Consider the following 18,738-nt stretch of genomic DNA (forward strand, 5'->3'; position numbering starts at 1 on the left):
GTCACGACGCCGTGTATGCGCGCTGCCGGGCAGCGGAGTCCGGAACGCTCCGGTTGCGAATCATCCGCGAACCAGTGCAGGGCGGATGACCGAGGCGAACACGCGATATCCAGACGCGTTCAGGTGCAGGCGATCAGCCTCGAACAGGTCACCGCAGCGGACGATGGTCACCGTGCGCAACGCGATTTCTGTATCATGATTCGTGAATCGTTTCACCCGAGGCTATTCACGCTCCTCGACCGCGTCAAGCGAGCGATCACCGACTGCGAGAGTGGGACCGGCCCAGTGACAGAGGTAATAATCCCCGATGGGTTCATCCTGGGGGTCGCCACGAGCGCCTATCAGGTCGAGGGAGCCGCAGACCGCGGAGGCCGCTCACCGTCGATCTGGGACACCTTCAGCCACACCCCCGGCACGGTGCGCGACGACGTTCCGGGTGATCGTGGGTCTGACCACTTCGACCGTCTCGACGAAGATCTCGCGATCATGAGAGATCTCGGGATCGACTCCTACCGGTTCTCCATCAGCTGGTCGCGGCTCATCCCCGACGGTGTCGGCGAGGTGAACGAGGAGGGGGTCGCGTTCTACGACCGACTCATCGATGGCCTGCTCGCATCCGGAATTCAGCCGAATGTCACCCTCTATCACTGGGATCTTCCCCAGGCGCTGCAGGATCGCGGAGGCTGGGCGAACCGCGAGGTCGTCGATTGGTTCGACGAGTATTCCCGGGTGGCATTCGCTCGCTTCGGTGACCGGGTTCGACTCTGGGCCACCCTCAATGAGCCCATCTCCCTCTGGGTCGGCTACGGTCTGGGCGTGTTCGCCCCGGGCATCAAGGATCCGCGCCAGGGCAAACAGGCGATGCACAACGCGATGCTCGCCCACGGCAGGGCTGTGCAGAACTTCAGGGCGGCGGGTTCCCCCGGGCAGATCGGGATCGTCATCGATGTCTGGAAGCGATACCTCGCCGCGGACACCGCAGAGAACAGACAGATCGCCGACCGCGAGGAAGACGAGTCCTTCCACTTCTTCTTCGACGAGCTCTTCGCCGGCGGCCTCAGCGATCGTTCGCTTGCGCAGCTCAGAAGAGATGACACTCTCCCCGACATTCGCGAAGGGGATTCCGACCTGGCGGGACAGCCGATCGACTTTCTCGGTCTCAACGTCTACGCGCGCGTCGTGGTCGACTCGACCGCCGACACCACCGCGCCGGACCTGGTCGAGCAGAAGCCCGGAGGCAACTATCTCTCCAACGGGAGCGAGCTATACCCCGACGTTCTCCTCGACGCGGTTCGGGTCGCTCGCCATGAATACGGGGTGACCGTGCCGATCTACATCACCGAGAACGGCACACCCGTCGAGGGAGAGGCGAACGACGGCGTGGTCGACGATGTCGATCGTGTTCGCTACGTGAGCGAGTTCCTGCGGCGGGCCGTTCGGGCACACGACGAGGGCCTCGGCGTCCAGGGGTATTACCTCTGGTCTCTCCTGGACAACTACGAGTGGGCGGCGGCGTACACGATGCGCTTCGGCATCGTGCGCGTGGACCCCGAGACCTTCGACCGAAGCTACAAGTCCTCAGCGCACTGGTATCGCGCGGTCAACCGCGAGCGACGATTCGAACTCGAGTGATACCCGCCCGATGAAGATTGCGCGGTGAGAACTGGAGCGAGGCTACTTACGCAGCGAGCTCTGACGCACGATGAGCTCCGGTTGGATGACGATGCTGCGCACGGGCAGATCTTCCTTGGACTCCGCCTGGTCCCGCACCAGGTCGACAGCGCTTCTGCCGAAGACCTCGCGGGGCCTGCGCACTGTCGAGAGCGGAACAGCAGCGGACGACGCAAAGTCGATGTCGTCGTAGCCCACGATCGCGATGTCCTCCGGGATGCGGAGGCCGGAGGTCGCCGAGATCGCCTGCATGATTCCGATGGCAAGCGAGTCGTTCGCCGCGAAGACCCCGTCGGGCCAATCCTTCTTCGCCCGGCCGAGCAACTGCTCTCCCGCGGCGCGGCCAGCACGCACGGACCTCTCCACTGTCGGAATCACCTCGAGCCGCACCCCAGGATGCGCGTCAACGGCCGCGCGAGCTCCGCGCAGTCGTTCGGCGATCTGGTGAATCTGAATCTCGCCTCCGACGAACACGATCGAGCGACAGCCCTGTTCGATCAGGTGGCTGACGGCCCTCTCTGCTCCGAGGAAATCATCCACGGATGTCGACGAGAACTGGGATGTATCGCCATAGGCATCGACGAGAACAGTCGGTATTCGTCTCTTGGACAGGAGATCGAGTTCTCGCTTCCTGGTGATTCCAGAGGCAAGGATCACGCCATAGACGCGCTGCTCCGCGAACATCTCGATGTACTGGCCCTCGCGCTCGGGGTTGCCATTGCTGCTCACGATGAAAAGAAAGAGCCCGTTCTTGGCAGCGCGCCGCTCGATGGCGTCTGCCACGTCTCCGAAGAACGGGTTGTTGAGTTCGAGTGCCACGAAGGCGAGTGTGCGGCTCTCGCCCGCACGAAGCTGGCGAGCGGCCTCGTTGCGAACGTACCCCAGATCCTTGATCGCCTTGACGATGCGCTTCTTGGTCTCTGGTGCCACGCGCAGGGGGGTGTTCAGGTATTTCGACACCGTTCCGATCGACACATCGGCTCGAAGCGCCACATCCCTAATGCTGACCAATTGAACGCTCCTGTGACTCGCGCGACCTCTTCGGCACGACGCGCCGGTGTCTTCCTGCGATCATATCGATTACTCCGGCTTTCTCACTGGAATGACTGCAAACTTGGTGAATAAAGTTGTCTAAACCTGTGATACGTTTCACCGCAGACAGCGACGTGCTGACAATGAGGTCGAGTGACGAGGACAGTGCCAGAGATGATTTCACCGGACGCCAATGACGCGCGTGGTCAGGCGGCCACGGCGACCTTCGCTGGTGACCACCTCGACGCCCCGTTCGGGCTCGTCGTGGACGGCCGATCTACGGCACGGGTTCCCGGCGAGCTGCACGTCGTGAGCGCAGCAACGACAACTCCGGTGCTCGGTTGGAAGATCACTCCGGGGTGTGCAGCTCGCGGCGTCTCCGGGTTCGAGGTCGAGCTCAGCGACTCGTTCGGCCAACCGCTGTGGGGCTCCGGAACGATCAATTCGACCGTTACTGAAATCACGGTCGGGCACGAACTCTCACCTCATTCGAGCTACGGCTGGGGAGTGCGCGTGACCGACGGCGACGGGCGATGGTCGCCCTGGGCGCATTCGACCGTGGAGACCGGGCCGTTCGACTATTCGGACTGGCACGCGCAGTGGCTCGCGGTCGACCACCTCGCTCGAATCGTGACTCCGTTCCGCACGACCAACCCCGTCATCAGGGCGCGGCTCTATCTCACCGGCCAGGGCGTCCTGCGCGCCTGGGTCAATGACCGCGACGTCAATCCAGACAGGATGGACCCGACGAGAACAGACTTCGTCCGCGCTCTCTACAGGACATACGACGTCACCGAATTCCTCCAGGATGGTGACAACACGATCGCATTCGCCGCCGGCGTCGGGGAGTGGGATCGCACGGCAGAATCTCCGAGGCTTCTCGCCGAGCTCCTGCTGTGGCATGAGAACGGATCGATAACTCGTGTTGCTCCCGGCCCGCGCTCAGAAGTGCAGAATTGCGAGATCTCCGTCGACGAGCCGTTCTACCTCGAACGCCACGATCCCGACGCTGCCCTGGCTGCCTCCGAGCTGCCCGCAGCCCCCGTCGTGCTGCACCCGGCGGCATCACCGAGCTCTCCCGCGACTCCCCCGCTCAACATTTCGGCAGATCCGACTCCTCCGCTGCACGCCGTCGAACGTTTCGCTCCCACCGAGATCCATCGTTCTGCCGGCTCCCGCGTCTTCGACGTCGGAGTGAATATCGCCGGTCGATCGAAGCTCGTTGTGCAGTCGGAGATCGACCGGGGCACGGTCATCCAGGTGTTGCACGGTGAGCACGTCGGAACGGATGGCCACATCGACACGACGAACCTCACGATGCCCTATGACCACGGTCGAGATCGGCAGCTGGTCGAATACGTCTCCAGAGGCCTCCAGGGCGAGCTCCTCGAGCCCTGGTTCGCTTATTTCGGTTTTCGCTACGTGGAGATCCGCGGGCTCCCCGACGACGCCGTGGTGGAGGTGACCGCATACTCGATGCACACCGACCTTGCCTCGTCGGGAACGGTCGTGACAGACAGCCCCACGATCGATCGACTTCTTGCCACCGCCAGGCGCACCCTGCTGAACAACGTCCACGGCGTGCCGGAAGACTGCCCCACGCGAGAGCAGGCGGCCTGGACGGGCGACACCGCATCCGTCGCAGAATATGAACTCGCGGCGTTCGACAGTGAGACCTTCATCAACAAATGGATCGCGGATTTCGAAACGAGCCAGGGCACGGACGGGCAGCTGCCCGCCGTCACGCCCGACGTGCACGCAAATCGGATGCCGTCCGACCCGGTCTGGGGATCGGCGCTGCACCGGATGCTCCTGGGCCACCTGATGCACTACGGCGACCTCCGACTCGTGCGGCGGGCAATCCCGACGCTGCGCAGGTGGGCAGACTTCCAGCTGTCGTGCGCCGATGATGACGGCGTCATCTCGCGTTCGCCCATCAGCTACGGCCACGACTGGCTGGCACTCGAGCAGACTCCACCGCCGATTCATCACACCGCGGCGGTGATCGACTGCCTGCTGGCGCTCGCCGCTCTCGAAGAGTCGATAGGCGAATCGGATGCCGCGCTGCGCCGCCGAGCGGCCGCCCACGAGTTGCGCGCAGCCGCACGTCGCGCATTCTTCGACCCGACCACGGGAACCTTCGGCAACGGATCGCAGGGGTCGTACGCCACCGCCATCGAAGCCGGGATCCTCACCGGGGCGGACGCCCGTGCAGCCGGAGAACGTCTCGTCGCCCTGATCAGGGCACGGGGAAACCGCGTGTCGAGCGGCTTTGCCACGACGCGCAGCGTGGTCAGGGCGCTCACGGCGCTCGGCCGCTCCCAGGTCGTCTACGACATCCTCCTGCAGCCAGACGAGCCCGGCGTCGGGGCCATGATCAGCTCAGGCCCCGGCACGTTCTGGGAGTGCTGGTGGATCGATCCGACCAACACGGGAACCGGGTCCCTCAACCACGTCGGCCTGGGCGGGCCATTCGCCGCCTGGACCTGGGAGGGTCTCGCCGGCCTCACGCCGACGGCACCGGGATACTCGAGATTCCGGGTCGCACCACAATTCGTCCGTGGCGTGAACCGACTCGAACTCCGCGCAGAAACGGTCCGCGGCGAGGTCATGATCCGATACGCGCGCAGCGAGTCGGGGGTGCGCATCGAGGTGGACGTTCCCCCGGGCAGCGAGGCCACGCTGGTGATCGAGGGACGAGCGGATGCCGTGCTCTCGCCGGGCACGCACCTGGTCGAGTTCGAGATCGACACCCTTCACGCCCCCGAGCCTCCGCTCGAGCGCGTGACCCTCCCCTCCGCTCCGGTCGCCGCGGACGTGGTCGGCTCACGCACTCTCCTTACCGAGTCGAAGCTCGCGCCCGGTCGAGCGGATCCCGCTCTCGAGATGCTCCCGCGGCTCCGATGCATGCCGGCCCCCCACGAACAGCCCGACCATGCCGTGCTCAAGGTCGTCGGCACGGCGCACGGGTCTCAGAACGATGCTCCCACGGTGATCCTCACTCCGCCCGCTCCACTCGCGGCCGACGGAATCACCTTCGTCTACGCCCTCATCGACCAGTGCGTGGAGGTGCCGCAACAGACCGCTGAGCCTCTCCTCATCCTGCATCTGAGTAACGGAGAGACACGGAAGAACGCGTCGACCGGGTGGCCTGCAGGATGGAATCGTGTTGCTGTCGACACCGGGGGTCTCGATGACGGGGTCACGATAACCGCGATCGAGGTGGGGCTGGAATATGGCGACGCGCTCGCGAACAACGCCCTGGCCGTCTACCCGACCGAAAACGACAGTCGCGCCCGGTTCCATCTCAGCGAGGTCGGGTTCAGCACAGTGACGCGGACTTGGTAGGACAAGAAAAATGAATCGATTTATTCACCAAAATCACTTGACGTACCGCCCGCAGACGGAACAAGATAGTGAAACGTTTTATTTGAGTTCCAACTCGAGGATGAGGTGATGACCGTGGTGTTGTCCGTGGAGACCGTGCCCGTCATCGCATCGCCGTCCCCCGAGCCGGAGCCGCACAGCAGCGCGTCACGCAGGCGCGTCTTCCGCTGGTGGATCTACCTGGCCCTGCTTCCGCTGGCGCTCATCGTCGGCTGGTTCTCGTACTACCCTGCACTGTCCGCCATCTTCTGGTCTTTCTTCCACTGGAACCCGGCCTCCGAATCGACTCCCATCGGATTCGGCAACTACGTCACGATGATGAACGACCAGATCTGGTGGACGTCGTTCAGAAACCTCGGCTACATCTTCGTGTTCTCGGTCGTGTCGTGGGCGATCCCGCTGCTCGCCGCTGAACTCCTCATCTCTCTCAAGAGCGCACGCTGGCAGTTCGTCCTCCGCACGCTGCTCATCATCCCGATGGCGTTTCCCGCGGTCGTCACCGCGCTCGTCTGGGGCTTCTTCTACAGCCCCAACGACGGAGTCATCAACCAGACGCTCAAAGCCCTGGGGCTTCAGGCGCTCGCCCAGAACTGGACCGGACAGGAGAGCACGGCGCTGCTCTCCCTGCTCTTCGTCGGCTTCCCCTTCATTGCGGGCCTGCCGTTCCTGATCTTCTACTCGAGCCTGCAGAACATCCCGTCGGAGGTGCTGGAGGCGGCCCAGCTCGACGGCGTCGGCAGGGTCACAAGGTTTTTGCAGATCGACCTGCCGCTCATGGCCAGCCAGGTTCGCCTGCTGGTGTTCCTCGTCATCGTCGGCACCCTGCAATACGGCCTCGTTGCCGAGGTTCTGACGGCAGGCGGTCCAAACGACGCGACCATGGTGCCCATCCTCAGGATGATCAACGTCGCCTTCCAGGGCGGTGACTGGGGTTATTCTGCAGCCCTGTCGACAGCACTGTTCTTCATCACGCTCGCCTTCGGCGCAGTAGTCGTGCTCGTGCGAAAAGGTGACAGCGGCACCGCGGACGGAGGTGCAATGTGAGCGCAACCAGAACCCGGGAGTCGCGACAGCTCAGTTTGAAAGTCGTGCTGATCGTTTTGGCGGCCGTGTCACTCGCCCCCTACCTCTTCATGCTGGTCACCTCGCTCAAGACCAACCAGCAGTTCGCAGACAGCTTCTGGCAGATCTCCTTCCCGCTGCACTTCGAGAACTACGGGGTCGCCTGGATGCAGATCGCACCGTATCTCATCAACACGGTCATCGTCGCGGTGCTGTCCCTCGTGCTCATCCTGGCCATCGCCTCGGTATCCGGCTTTGTGCTCGCACGGTACCGATTCCTGGGCAAGAGCTTCATCTACGGAGCGGTACTCATCCTGATGATGGTGCCGAGCCTCGCGAAGCTCATCCCGCTGTTCATCGTGATGAAGGATCTCGGGCTGCTCAATACCTACGTGGTGCTCGTCATTCCCTACACCGCGGGCGGGCTCGTTCTCGGAACAATCCTGATTCGCAACTTTGTGGAGGGCATCCCGCAGTCGCTGTTCGACGCGGCACGTATCGATGGTGCCAGCGGCGCGCGCATGTATCGCTCGCTCATGCTTCCGCTCTCGCTACCCGTTCTCGGCACGATTGCGCTGCTCATTGTCAGCGAGGTGTGGAACGACTACTTCTGGCCGCTGCTCGTCCTTTCGGACAACAGCCTGCGAACCGTGTCAGTAGGCCTGCAGTTCTTCCAGGGCCAGAACGTGACCGATTATGGGCCCCTCATGGCGGGATACCTGCTCGCCAGCCTGCCCCTGGTCATACTCTTCACCTTCCTGTCGAAGTACTTTCTCGCCGGAGTGCAGGGAGGTCTCCCCGGCGCCCACTAGCCGCACTCGAAGTCGAGTAACGGACGGTCCTTTACGGATCGCGAATGAAACGATATACCGCAGTTCCCGTATCACACCAAGAAAAGAGGAAGCATGCTAATAACAACGAAGACGTTGCGGCAGAAGCGAACTGGCCTGGTGGCAATCGCGACTGTCGCCGTGCTGGGCGTCGCGGCCGCACTTGCCGGCTGTTCGTCGTCAACACCGAGCAAAGCGGATCACGTCACCATCACGCTCTCGGGCCCCAACCAGTTCACGAGTGACACGACCACCTTCGGACCCGCGTGGGACAAGTTGGTCGCGGCCTTCGAGAAGGACAATCCCACGATCACGTTGAAGACCAACGTGCTGCCGCTTGCGTCATGGTCGCAGACCTCTGCCGCCCAGTTGACGGCGGGCACGGCACCTGAGCTGATCTTCAACCAGACCACTCACACGCCCGATCAGGTCGTCTCCCTCAACAGCTATCTGAAGAAGCCAAACCCGTTCTCGTCCTCCGGAAAGTCGTGGATGGAGGACTTCATCCCGCAGTACTTCAAAGACTCAGACAAGCTGATGAACGCGGCTGGCAACTATGAGGCGATTCCGTTCAACCTGGTTGCTGTCGGCATCTACTACAACAAGAGCATTCTCACGAAGGCGCATGTGGATGTCTCGGACCTCAAGACATTCGATGGCTTCACCACCGCGTGCACGGCGATCAAGGATGCAGGCTTCGCGCCGCTCGCTACGGATAGCGGCAACCTACCCGCCGGCTGGGCCGTTGTGGCGCTGAACTCGATGCTGCTGAACCCCGAGGCGGAGGAGATCAACCAGTTCGCCGCAGACGGCAGCGCGGGCAAGGCCGCCGTTGTCACGAAGAAGAGTATCGCCCATGCCTACCTGACCGGCGAGCTCGACGTCACGACCGACCCGGGCTCGGCGGAGCTGCTGAAGATGCTCAAGAAGTTCTACGACAGCTGCGCAACCCCGAACTGGTCGGGGATCAAGTCGCAGGGTGCCTTCACCGGCGGAACGGACTTCCCCGGCGGTAAGGCCGCCATGGCCTGGGGAACAAACTTCGCCACCACCGGACTCGCCGACGCGGGCTTCAAATACGGCACAGTGCCCTTCCCGACCCTCTCGAAGAGCGACTCGAGCCTGGCATCCGGCAAGCCTGCGCAGTTCGGTGTGACCGCCGGCGGAACCGCCTACATGATCCCGGCGTACATCAAGGGAGCTCAGCGCGACGCGGCCATCACCTTCCTGCAGTACGTGTCGAGCCCCAAGGTTCAGTCGTGGCTCGACAAGACCGGCGGCATTCCCGCTGTCACCGGCCTGACGGCCCCTCCCGGGCTCGAAGCCATGAACACGGGTGCCTGGGCCACCGTTCCTCCCCTCGGCCAGAGCGGGCTCTTCCAGGTACCCGCCGCGATCGCCGCAAAGAACAAGTACGAGGGCTACCTCCTCGGCAGCACGTCTCTCAAGGACACGCTGGCACAGATGAACGCCAACGGAATCGCGTGGGCGAAGGAACAGGCGGTCCAGGGCAAGTGGACAGAAGACTGGGCAACGAAGTAAGACGCGCAGGATAGCGTCCTGCACAACGGGGCGGGCCTTCAGCACCGGAAGGCCCGCCCTTTCCAGCAACACCGGCTTCACCGACGAAGAGGATTGCCATGAAGAAAAGGATGATAGGCGCACTCACCGCGGCCACGCTTGCCGCGCTGACGCTCACCGGGATCAGCACGCCCGCCTGGGCAACGAACACCACCTTCTATGTGAACAACCAGGCCGGTTCCAATTGCAGTGATACTGGCCCTGCGTCGCTCGCGCAGCCGTGGTGCACGTTCACCCCGATCAATTCGCACGGCGCATTCGGCCCCGGCGACAAAATTCTTCTCGCGAAGGGCGCCACCTGGAACCAGCAGATGAACCTCTCTGGCTCCGGCACCGCATCGAATGGAATATCTGTCAGCGCGTACGGCAGCGGCGCCAACCCGAAGATCAGCCGAAACGGCTCGGTGGATGACCGGGGCATCAAGCTTGTCAACGGCGACTACTGGAGCTTCAGCCACCTCGAGGTGTCGGACGCGGCCTCGGGCATCCTCGCCTACTACGACACCACCGGCCACAACGGGCTGAGCTTCGACGATGTCTATGTCCACGACATCAACGGCGTCATCTACTACAAGGACAACAACACCGGCAGCGCGCTCGCGAGCGCGACAGCCGACAACATACGCAACTCCTCCGGCATCCAGATCACCGGCAAGCACACGACCTTCTCCGCCTCGGACTACTTCATCCGGGACGTGCGGATGAACTACGTCAGCGGCGATCACAATCTCAACACCATCGGCATCGACATGCTCGGGCCGGGCGAGCAGGTCACCTCCAACGTCGGCGGCAGCGGTGGGGCAGGCGCCGTAATGGTGCGGAACGTCGTGATCGACCACCTGACCAGCCATGACGACAACTGGCAGTGCGACGAGGCACTCCGCCTGTTCACTGTCACGCACGCGGTCGTCATGAACTCGGCGCTCAACAATGAGGCTCCGTGCTGGAACGTCGGCGGCACGACGACCGTGATTCTGGGTCATCTGGAAGACGTGTCGATCGTGAACTCGATGTTCACCAATGTCATGCACACGGGTTCGAACGATGAGAACGCGCTCGACTTCGAGATCTTCAACAACAACGTCAGGGCCCGCAACTCGCTCTTCGCAAACACCGCCGGTTCGGCGATGTCGTTCCTGCGCCTCGGAGGCCGTCCAGGCGACTATTCGACAAACAACGAGTCGTCATCCAACGTGATGATCAACAACGGGGTGGCACAGGGGTTCGGCCCGGTCCTGGTGCTCAACATGGTCGGCGCTTCGTCACCGATCACGGGAACGATCAAGGACAACATCAACGTCAACAGGAAGTTCCTCTACGACCAGGGCAATGGATTCGCGGGCTTCTCGACGACGAACAACCGCACGCTGTCCAACGGATCCGGAGACGTGTACTTCTCCGCGGCGGACTTCAGTGGAGTGCAGGGCCAGAACGGATGGTCGTACCAGTCGTTCGACGGGTCGAGCTACACGAACCTGATCTACAACTCCACCTACAAGAAGTGGACGCCACCCGGGCAATCCGTGCCGGAGATCACCCAGTTCGACCAGCACCCTGGAGCCTCGGCCACGAATTGGGTCGCCAGGGCCTGGACCGCACCGAGCACGGGGACCGTGAGCCTGCGCGGGCGCATCCTCAAGTCCGACAACGTCGGCGGAGGCAACGGAATCCTTGCCAGAATCACCAAGAACGGACAACAGGTCTGGCCCGCGAGCGGCACGCAGACGGTCGCGGCAGGGGACGAGTACACGGGCGTCAGCTACGTGCTCGACAACCTGTCCGTGAACGCCGGAGACACCATCCGCTTCGAGACGAACGAGAACGGCGAATCCTCGTACGACAGGGCGAGCTGGACGCCGAGCGTTTCGTACACCTCCCGCCAGGGCCAGGCGTACAACTGGGGATTCAACAGCGGTCACGAAGCGGGCTGGAATGTCTATGGCGCGACATCAAGTACCGCTGTGGGAACGGATCCGAACGCGCTCAACCTGACCTCGAACGGAAACGATCCCAGGGTCGAGTCGGCATCGAACCAACTGCACCTCAATGCCGCAACCGCATCGACGGTGACCGTGCGGATGAGCAACGCCACCAGCAGCACGGCCGGAAGACTGTACTTCACGACCACGTCCTCCCCCGGCCCAAGCGAGTCGAAGGCCGTGCCCTTCGCCGTGCAGCCGAACAGCGGATACACCACGTACACGATCGATGTGGCGTCGAATCCGCTGTGGACAGGCGAAGTCAATTGGCTGCGGGTCGATCCGATCGACACGACTGGTCAGACGAACATCGACAGCATCGTGGTCTCCGGGACCGGTGACCTCTTCGTGAACCGCCTGCGTGACGGCGGCTTCGAGGACCCCTCGGCCAACTTCTACAGCTACGAACCGGCCAGCGTGTGGCAGTACCTCGGGTCCACCGGAGTGCAGCGCAACCACAGCGCTTTCAGCGGTGCGCAGTCGGCAGCCGACGGGCAGCAGACCGCGTTCATCCAGGGAACGGATTCGGTGAAGCAGGCGCTGAACCTCTCGGCGGGGGCGCACACCGTGACATTCTCGGTCGCCCAGCGCACGAACAACGGCGGCGCCCAGGCGCTCGACTTCTATGTCGATGGCACCAGGATCAACGCCTCCGCGTTCGCCCCGCCGTCCAGCGGTGCATTCCAGAGCTTCACCTCGCCGAGCTTCACAACGACGAACGGATCTCACACACTCGAGTTCAGGGGAACCACCGCGGGAGACAACACGGCGTTCCTCGACAAGGTCACGATCGAATGAGCGAGTGGGGCGGGCGCGTTCCTGTTCCCGCCCCTCGGTATCCTGATGCGAACCGGAGGGCGCAGTACGTGACAGCACAATGGATTTGGAGAAGCGAGGGCGGGCCGTCGCCCGTCAACACCTTCACCTGGTTCCGAACGGTCGTCACACTCGATGAGGTTCCCGCGGACGGTTCGCTGCGATTCGGCGCGGACAGCACGGCCCAGCTGTGGCTGGGCGGGCATCCGCTTCGCCGCAAGGTCACCAGATTCCATGAGCCGCGCCTGCGTACCGAGCAGGTCGACGCTGCGGCGCACCTGACTGTTGGCCCCAACATCGTCACGGTGCTGCACCACAATTGGGGCCCGATCACGACCTTCCAGAGAACGCAGAACGCCCATGCCGGGCTGTATCTCGAAAGTTCCTGGCTGAACAGTGACGAGAGCTGGCGGTGGAAGGCGGCGGAGGAATTCGGGAGCGACGAAGCCCAGTTCCTGGGTCTTGCAGACCAGGCCCCGCGCATCCGCTTTCCGGTTCTCTGGAACGCGAGAACAGCGCGGGACCTTCGCCACGATGTCATTGGTGCGGCCGACGACGACAGCGGATGGGCACGTGTCGCCGTCGTCACCGATGGGCCTTGGCCCCGTGAGCCCGCGGTGGTCGAAACACCCGCACAACGGGAGAGCGACCAGCATCCGATCTCGATCCTTGCCGCGGGTCACGCGGCCCGAACAACCGATCCGGGCGAGCACTCGCCGTCGATGCTCGCCGCATCCCGGCTCAGCCCGGACAGCGGCATGGCACGCGACGCCGACGCGCTCCTCGGCGGCCGGCCGGTCACGGTCACCGGGCGCGCGGGTGAAACTCGCTACATCACCGTTGACTTCGGTCGCCCCATACACGGCTATCCCCTCGTCGAAGCATCGGCAGACATCGACGCGGACATCGACATCGGGTACGGGGAGATCGCGCTCTCCCCCTTCGATGGCCGCGCCCTGGTCGGCGACGACGGGTGGATCGACGTCGATGGCGTCGTCGCGAAAGGCTATGCCGATCGCGTGCTCGCCGCGAGAGAACGCAGACGTTACGAGTTGCCCGACGAGCGAACCGCGCGCTGGATGAGCGTGCACATCACCTTTCCCGCTGACGGGACCGTCGTCATCCACGATCTGGGAATCGTGAAGTCTCAATACCCGATCGAGCCACTCGGTTCCTTTCGGTCCGGACACAAACTGCTCGACCAGATTGTCACGCTGTGCGAAATTCACGCGGAAGTCACGATGTCCGACGCGTTCGTTGACACTCCCGGCCGGGAGGACGGACAGTGGATCGAGGATGCCCGACCGCGCGCCCAGATCGCGGCCAGTTGGTATGGCGACACGCGACTGAGGCGGCTCGCAATCAGGACGCTCGCGGAGGGCCAGGGAGCCGACGGCCAGCTCCACCCATTCTTCCCCAGCAACTTCCCCGCATATCCGGCCCCGTGGGACTGGTCTGTTCAGTGGATCGCGATGCTCTACGACGACTTCGTCTGGCACGGAGACCTCGAATTCCTGGCACGCCACTGGCCGACGACTCAGCGATTGTGGACACGACTTCTCGAGGATGTCGGGGACGACGGTATCTGGCGAACGAGTTCTGTGCTGGGTGATATCCGCAATTCCATCCAACCGACCGAGGGAGCATCGAGCGGCCTCATCACCCCGTGGATCATCGAGAGACTGCGGTGGAGTTCGATCATGGCCGAGGCGCTCCGGGATGCGCAGAACGCGGAGCTCTGGGCGGCCACCGCCGAGCGCATGGGCGAGGCATTCCGTCGATTCCACGTTGTTCGCCATAACGAGTCCGTGGGTGCCATCGTCGCCGATGTCTACGACCCGGCAACGGGCGAGCATCACGGATACGGACAGGCAGGCCAGGTCGCTCCGCTGCTCGATGGGTCGCTCGACGGCCGAGAGGCCGAGGACCTCATCGACTACGTATTTCCCGCACCGGATGCCTCACCACCGAGCGATATCGCGAGATGGAACAATCCCACGACCGCCTACCGCGTCCTGAGCGCACTGAGCGCGCACGGCCACCACGACCGCGCCCTCGCGCACCTGCTCGAGCGGTGTGCGCCGTACCTGCCCGGGCATCCGCGCAATCCCGTTCCTCTGGCGTTGCAGGGACCAGACGGCGGTCCGCTGCCCGAGTACTGGATCTCCCGAGCCGATCTCGCGCTCGCCCCCGGAGAGCCCAACCCGGCCCAGCCGGTCGATGCGACCGGATCGCACGGCTGGGGTTGCGTGCCCCTGCTCTGGCTTCACGAGAGCCTGCTCGGAGTGACGTTCACCGACGGCAGGCGCGGCGAGATCTCCATCAAGCCCGTTTCGGCGGGCCTTCCCTTCGTGCAGGGCACGACGGTCACCCCCACAGGGACGGTCTCGGTCGACTTCGATCCGAGTGTTCCGCGACTCTCGGTCGAGATCCCGGCAGACTGCGTCGCGACACTCGTTCTCCCGTCCGAGTTCGAGGGCATGACCGTGATCGACGCCGATCGACCGGCCCAGCCGATGTCCGAACGGGATGACATCGTGCTCTCCGCGGCCGGCCGCTACACGTTCGCGAGCGCCGACCTCGGCGACCGACCTCGAACAGACAAGAGAACACGATGAGCAACGCCGACGGCACAACCCCCTTCGCCGATGTCATCCGCAGCTTCGAGAGCGGCACGACCGCGCCAGATCCGAGAACGGATGTCGACACAGCGTCGCTGGTGGCGCGTTATCCGGAGCTCGGCAGGGCATCCGTGCGCGACCTCCGCGTGCCGGTCAGCCATGGCGATATCCCCGCCCGCCTCTACCTGCCGGAAGGGACCCCACACGGGTGCCTCGTCTGGGCCCACGGCGGAAGCTTCATCGGCGGCAACCTCGACATGCCGGAGGCCAACTGGGTGTCCCTCGCGCTGGCCGCTCGCGGCTTTGCCATGCTGTCGGTCGAATACACCAAGGCACTCTTCGGCGTTCATTTTCCCGTGCCATCCCTCGACCTCCTCGAGGCGTGGAACTGGGCCGTCGACACCCTCGGCATCGGCGCGGCAACCATGCATCTCGGCGGCGCCAGCGCCGGTGCCAACCTCGCGGCCGGTGTCGGCGTGCGGCTGCGCGACGGTCAGGGCCAGCTGCCTGCGTCGCTCGTGCTGGTGTACCCACAGGTTCACCCGGTGTTCCCCGAGGGATCTGCCGCCGCTCGCGCAGCAGCAGAGACGCTGTCGTCGACCGACCGGTTCCCACAGAGCATGGTGACCGCCATCGCCGCCAACTATCTGGGCTCAGGCCAGGACCCCACCGATCCCTACGCCTACGCGGGCCATGCCGAGCTCACCGGCATGCCGCCGATGTTCATCCTCAATTCCGAGCGCGACGAGCACCGCTACTCCGGGGAGGAGTTCGCGAGACAGGCGCTGGAGGCCGGTGTGGCGATCGCCGTCGGCTATGAGCCGGGAAGTCGCCACGGCCATCTCGACCGCCCGCACACGGTCGAGGCGCAACGGAGCATCGCGCGCATTGCCCACTGGATGGACGGCTTCGAGTCAGACGCGACCCGATGACCCGAGCCCCGCGCATCCGCACTGAGCCGCTCGATCCCGAGCGATTCGCGCACCCGGAGGCCGACGATCGCCCCGGCGTGCGCTGGTGGTGGCAGGGTCGGGTTTCGACCGAGGAGATGAGTCGCCAACTCCGCGCCATCGCCGAAGCGGGTTTCCGCGAGGTGGAGATCGCCTTCAGCCGGGTCTCTGGGGCGACGAGGAGCAGCGCGAGGCACTGGGAGCGGTCCTGCACGAGGCGGAACGTCTCGGCGTGCGGGTGGCGATGACGCTGGGCGCGTCCTGGCCGCTGAAGACACCGAACACGACGACGGGCACAAGTTTCAGCACCCGGGAACTGCAGTACGGGTCGGTGCTGCTCCGCAGCGGCAGCTCTGGGCAGGTGCGCCTTCCCGCCGCCTTCGACGATCTCGATGGCGCGCGCCCGTCGACCCTGGTGCGAGTCACCGCCGCTCGCGTCGTGCAGCAGAACGAGCCGCCTATGATCGTTCCGCTCGACGATCCCTATGCACCGCCTCGCGGGGTCATCACACCATCTGTCGCCTCGACCGTTCTGGAGGCGGAGTCGCTTGTCGATCTGACACCGCAACACGTCGCGTCCGAGATTTTCTGGGAAGCACACGAGTGCGACTGGACGCTCTTCGCCGTCTGGATGCGTGACTGCGAGCAGGGCGTGACGAGTTTTCTGGACGGCCGTGCCGCGCAGGCCGCCACCGAATACCTCGACGAGCATCAGATCGGTGCGGAGAACCTCGAGCTGCTCCGCAAGGTCGGCACCGAACTCTTCGAGGATTCGCTGGGGCTCAACGCAGACTCGGTGTTCTGGACACCCGACATGCTCGAACGCTTCATCGAGCGTCACGGCTACGACGTGACGCCCTACCTGCCCCTGCTCTTCGCGCACGGGATGTGCCGCTTCTGGGTGCCGAACGAGGAGCCGACGCCCGACTTCGAGCTCGATACCGGTGTCGGCGCGCGGGTGCGCCGCGACTACTACCGGCTGCTCACAGACCTCTACATCTCACGACATCTGCTGCCGCTGCAGGAGTGGTCAGCGAGCCATGGCCTCGGCGTCGATCCCCGCGCTCGGAGTGCGGGTGTTCGAATTCGACCTGCTCGCCGTGCCAGAGCCGTTCGTTGCTGTGTGCAAGAATCCCACCACCGAGCTGGCTCTCGAAGGGTGGTGCCTGCGGGTGCTCAGCGAGGAGCCGGATGGCCCACGCACGATCCACCTCGAGGGCGTCGGCCCCGGAGACTGGCGCGAGATCGATGCACTCAAGGGTGTCTCCGGCATCGGACGTTACACCGCCAGGGTTGTGCTGCAGGATGAACGGCTCGCGGATCGCCCTGCCGTCATCGATCTTGGCAGGCTCGCCGGATCCGCGGTCGTGCGCATCGGCGATCGCGCATTCGGCACCGCCTATGTCGACGGCAGCGTCATCGATCTTGGCGACTCCCTCGCGGATGGGATCGAGATCGAGATCGAGATCCGGACCGCGTTGCGCAACGCCGTGACCGAAAGCTGCGTCTCAGATCTTTTCGATCGGAACTCATCCATACCTCAGGGGCTGATCGGCCCGGTGAGGCTGCTGTTGAACTAGCACTGCGGTCAGCTGACGCTCGCCAGCCAGCTCCGCACGGATGCCCCGTGCTGGTCGAGCGTCGGCGGTGCGCCATGATCGCGCCTGGTCGTCTCGGTCTCGCCGTCGCCAGCATCGCCGAAAAAGCGCAGCGGCGGACCGGGAAGCGTGATCGGCCCCAAGACGGAATGTTCCACGTCGATCAGGAGCCCCTGCGACACGACCTGGTCCCAGGCGTACACCTCGTCCAGGGTGCGCACTCGTCCGGCCGGGATGCCCGCGGCCTCGAGCAGGACCAGCAGCTCCTCCGCCGGGTAGGCCGCGAACGCATCCTCAACCACGCGGATCGTCTCTGCGCGATTCTCGACGCGCTGCGCATTGGTCGCGAGCTCGGGCGCGGCGGCATCAAGCCCGAAACGCTCGCAGAAGCGCCGCCAGAGACCGTCGTTGCCCACACTGATCTGCACCGATCCATCGGCGCAGGCGAACAGCCCGTATGGCGCGATCGAGGGGTGGTGGTTGCCCTGCGCCTGCGGCAGCTCACCCGCAACCGTGACTCGCGTTCCCTGGAACGCGTGCACGCCGACGAGGGCAGCCAGCAGTGAGGTGCGCACGACTTCGCCTCGGCCCGTCGACTCGCGGCGGTGCAGTGCGGCAAGCACGCCGTATGCGCCGTAGATTCCAGAGAGCAGGTCCCCGATGGGGACTCCGACCCGCTGCGGATCATCCGGCCCCGAGCCGGTCAGCGACATCAGGCCCGCCTCGCCCTGGGCGATCTGGTCATAGCCCGCACGACCGCCTTCCGGCCCGTCGTGCCCGAATCCGGTGATCGACAGGACGACCAGCCGGGGATTGAGCTCGCACAGCCGCGCGGTCGGAAAACCGAGCCTGTCCATGACGCCGGTGCGGAAGTTCTCCACCAGGACATCCGCACGCTCGATCAGTGCCTGGAGGGTCTCGCGGCCATCGGCGGACTTGAGATCGAGGGCGATGGACTCCTTGTTGCGATTGCAGGAGAGAAAGTATGTTGCCTGCGGGTCGTCCTTCGGCCCGACGAAAGGCGGGCCCCAGCCGCGAGTGTCGTCGCCGGTGCCGGTGGCCTCCACCTTGATGACGCGCGCACCCTGATCGCCGAGCATCATCGCCGCGTGCGGGCCGGCCAGCGCTCGGCTCAGGTCGACGACGACCAATCCGGCAAGAGGTCCTCGGGCGCGATGCGCGTCTTGCATGGTCATTCATGCCTGCTTTCC

13 protein-coding genes are annotated in these 18,738 nt (G+C 64.4%); 11 read left to right on the plus strand and 2 right to left on the minus strand.

Going from position 1 to position 18,738, the window contains the following annotated elements; translation table 11 throughout:
- The first annotated feature begins 285 nt into the window (after nucleotides 1-285).
- On the plus strand, nucleotides 286-1,632 hold the full coding sequence (locus ABUA28_RS01680; RefSeq protein ID WP_349902154.1) for a GH1 family beta-glucosidase: 1,347 nt from the start codon (nucleotides 286-288) through the stop codon (nucleotides 1,630-1,632).
- A 42-nt stretch (nucleotides 1,633-1,674) separates the two neighbouring features.
- Here ABUA28_RS01680 and ABUA28_RS01685 read toward each other — a convergent pair whose 3' ends face one another.
- Nucleotides 1,675-2,664 (minus strand): LacI family DNA-binding transcriptional regulator, encoded by a 990-nt coding sequence (locus ABUA28_RS01685; RefSeq protein ID WP_349902156.1) that lies wholly within the window; start codon nucleotides 2,662-2,664, stop codon nucleotides 1,675-1,677.
- A gap of 213 nt (nucleotides 2,665-2,877) precedes the next feature.
- Between ABUA28_RS01685 and ABUA28_RS01690 the strand changes: the two genes are divergently transcribed.
- From ABUA28_RS01690 to ABUA28_RS01735, 10 genes are all read left to right on the plus strand, one after another.
- On the plus strand, nucleotides 2,878-6,051 hold the full coding sequence (locus ABUA28_RS01690; RefSeq protein WP_349902158.1) for a family 78 glycoside hydrolase catalytic domain: 3,174 nt from the start codon (nucleotides 2,878-2,880) through the stop codon (nucleotides 6,049-6,051).
- 108 nt (nucleotides 6,052-6,159) lie between these two features.
- Entirely contained in the window at nucleotides 6,160-7,134 is a 975-nt protein-coding gene (locus ABUA28_RS01695; protein ID WP_349902160.1) for a carbohydrate ABC transporter permease, read from the plus strand.
- Between the two features lie 44 nt (nucleotides 7,135-7,178).
- Complete coding sequence (locus ABUA28_RS01700; protein ID WP_349902162.1) at nucleotides 7,179-7,964, plus strand: carbohydrate ABC transporter permease; 786 nt, start codon at nucleotides 7,179-7,181, stop codon at nucleotides 7,962-7,964.
- Between the two features lie 138 nt (nucleotides 7,965-8,102).
- On the plus strand, nucleotides 8,103-9,524 hold the full coding sequence (locus ABUA28_RS01705; RefSeq protein ID WP_349902164.1) for an ABC transporter substrate-binding protein: 1,422 nt from the start codon (nucleotides 8,103-8,105) through the stop codon (nucleotides 9,522-9,524).
- Between the two features lie 98 nt (nucleotides 9,525-9,622).
- Nucleotides 9,623-12,340 (plus strand): hypothetical protein, encoded by a 2,718-nt coding sequence (locus ABUA28_RS01710; protein WP_349902166.1) that lies wholly within the window; start codon nucleotides 9,623-9,625, stop codon nucleotides 12,338-12,340.
- A 68-nt stretch (nucleotides 12,341-12,408) separates the two neighbouring features.
- Nucleotides 12,409-14,976 (plus strand): alpha-L-rhamnosidase-related protein, encoded by a 2,568-nt coding sequence (locus ABUA28_RS01715; protein ID WP_349902168.1) that lies wholly within the window; start codon nucleotides 12,409-12,411, stop codon nucleotides 14,974-14,976.
- Nucleotides 14,973-15,911 (plus strand): alpha/beta hydrolase, encoded by a 939-nt coding sequence (locus ABUA28_RS01720; RefSeq protein ID WP_349902170.1) that lies wholly within the window; start codon nucleotides 14,973-14,975, stop codon nucleotides 15,909-15,911. Before ABUA28_RS01715 ends, ABUA28_RS01720 begins: the two co-directional genes overlap by 4 nt.
- The gene (locus tag ABUA28_RS01725) at nucleotides 15,908-16,177 is read left to right on the plus strand and encodes a hypothetical protein (RefSeq protein ID WP_349902171.1); all 270 of its coding nucleotides are present in this window, start codon (nucleotides 15,908-15,910) and stop codon (nucleotides 16,175-16,177) included. Before ABUA28_RS01720 ends, ABUA28_RS01725 begins: the two co-directional genes overlap by 4 nt.
- Entirely contained in the window at nucleotides 16,168-17,238 is a 1,071-nt protein-coding gene (locus ABUA28_RS01730; protein ID WP_349902173.1) for a glycosyl hydrolase family 2 protein, read from the plus strand. The genes ABUA28_RS01725 and ABUA28_RS01730 overlap by 10 nt, the downstream gene beginning before the upstream one ends.
- A complete protein-coding gene (locus ABUA28_RS01735; protein ID WP_349902175.1) occupies nucleotides 17,225-17,509 on the plus strand; it encodes a hypothetical protein in 285 nt (94 codons plus the stop codon). The genes ABUA28_RS01730 and ABUA28_RS01735 overlap by 14 nt, the downstream gene beginning before the upstream one ends.
- 8 nt (nucleotides 17,510-17,517) lie before the next feature.
- Here the strand turns inward: ABUA28_RS01735 and ABUA28_RS01740 are convergent, their stop codons facing one another.
- On the minus strand, nucleotides 17,518-18,717 hold the full coding sequence (locus ABUA28_RS01740; protein ID WP_349902685.1) for a CaiB/BaiF CoA transferase family protein: 1,200 nt from the start codon (nucleotides 18,715-18,717) through the stop codon (nucleotides 17,518-17,520).
- Nucleotides 18,718-18,738 lie beyond the last annotated feature (21 nt).

Source organism: Parafrigoribacterium humi, from assembly GCF_040227205.1.
Classification (GTDB): Bacteria; Actinomycetota; Actinomycetes; order Actinomycetales; family Microbacteriaceae; genus Parafrigoribacterium_A; species Parafrigoribacterium_A humi.

Bases quoted from the DNA above. Each gene is read 5' to 3' on its own strand.
- ABUA28_RS01740 (WP_349902685.1), bottom strand. From the start codon at position 18,717: ATGCAAGACGCGCATCGCGCCCGAGGACCTCTTGCCGGATTGGTCGTC.
- ABUA28_RS01725 (WP_349902171.1), top strand. From the start codon at position 15,908: ATGACCCGAGCCCCGCGCATCCGCACTGAGCCGCTCGATCCCGAGCGA.
- ABUA28_RS01695 (WP_349902160.1), top strand. From the start codon at position 6,160: ATGACCGTGGTGTTGTCCGTGGAGACCGTGCCCGTCATCGCATCGCCG.
- ABUA28_RS01710 (WP_349902166.1), top strand. From the start codon at position 9,623: ATGAAGAAAAGGATGATAGGCGCACTCACCGCGGCCACGCTTGCCGCG.
- ABUA28_RS01690 (WP_349902158.1), top strand. From the start codon at position 2,878: ATGATTTCACCGGACGCCAATGACGCGCGTGGTCAGGCGGCCACGGCG.
- ABUA28_RS01720 (WP_349902170.1), top strand. From the start codon at position 14,973: ATGAGCAACGCCGACGGCACAACCCCCTTCGCCGATGTCATCCGCAGC.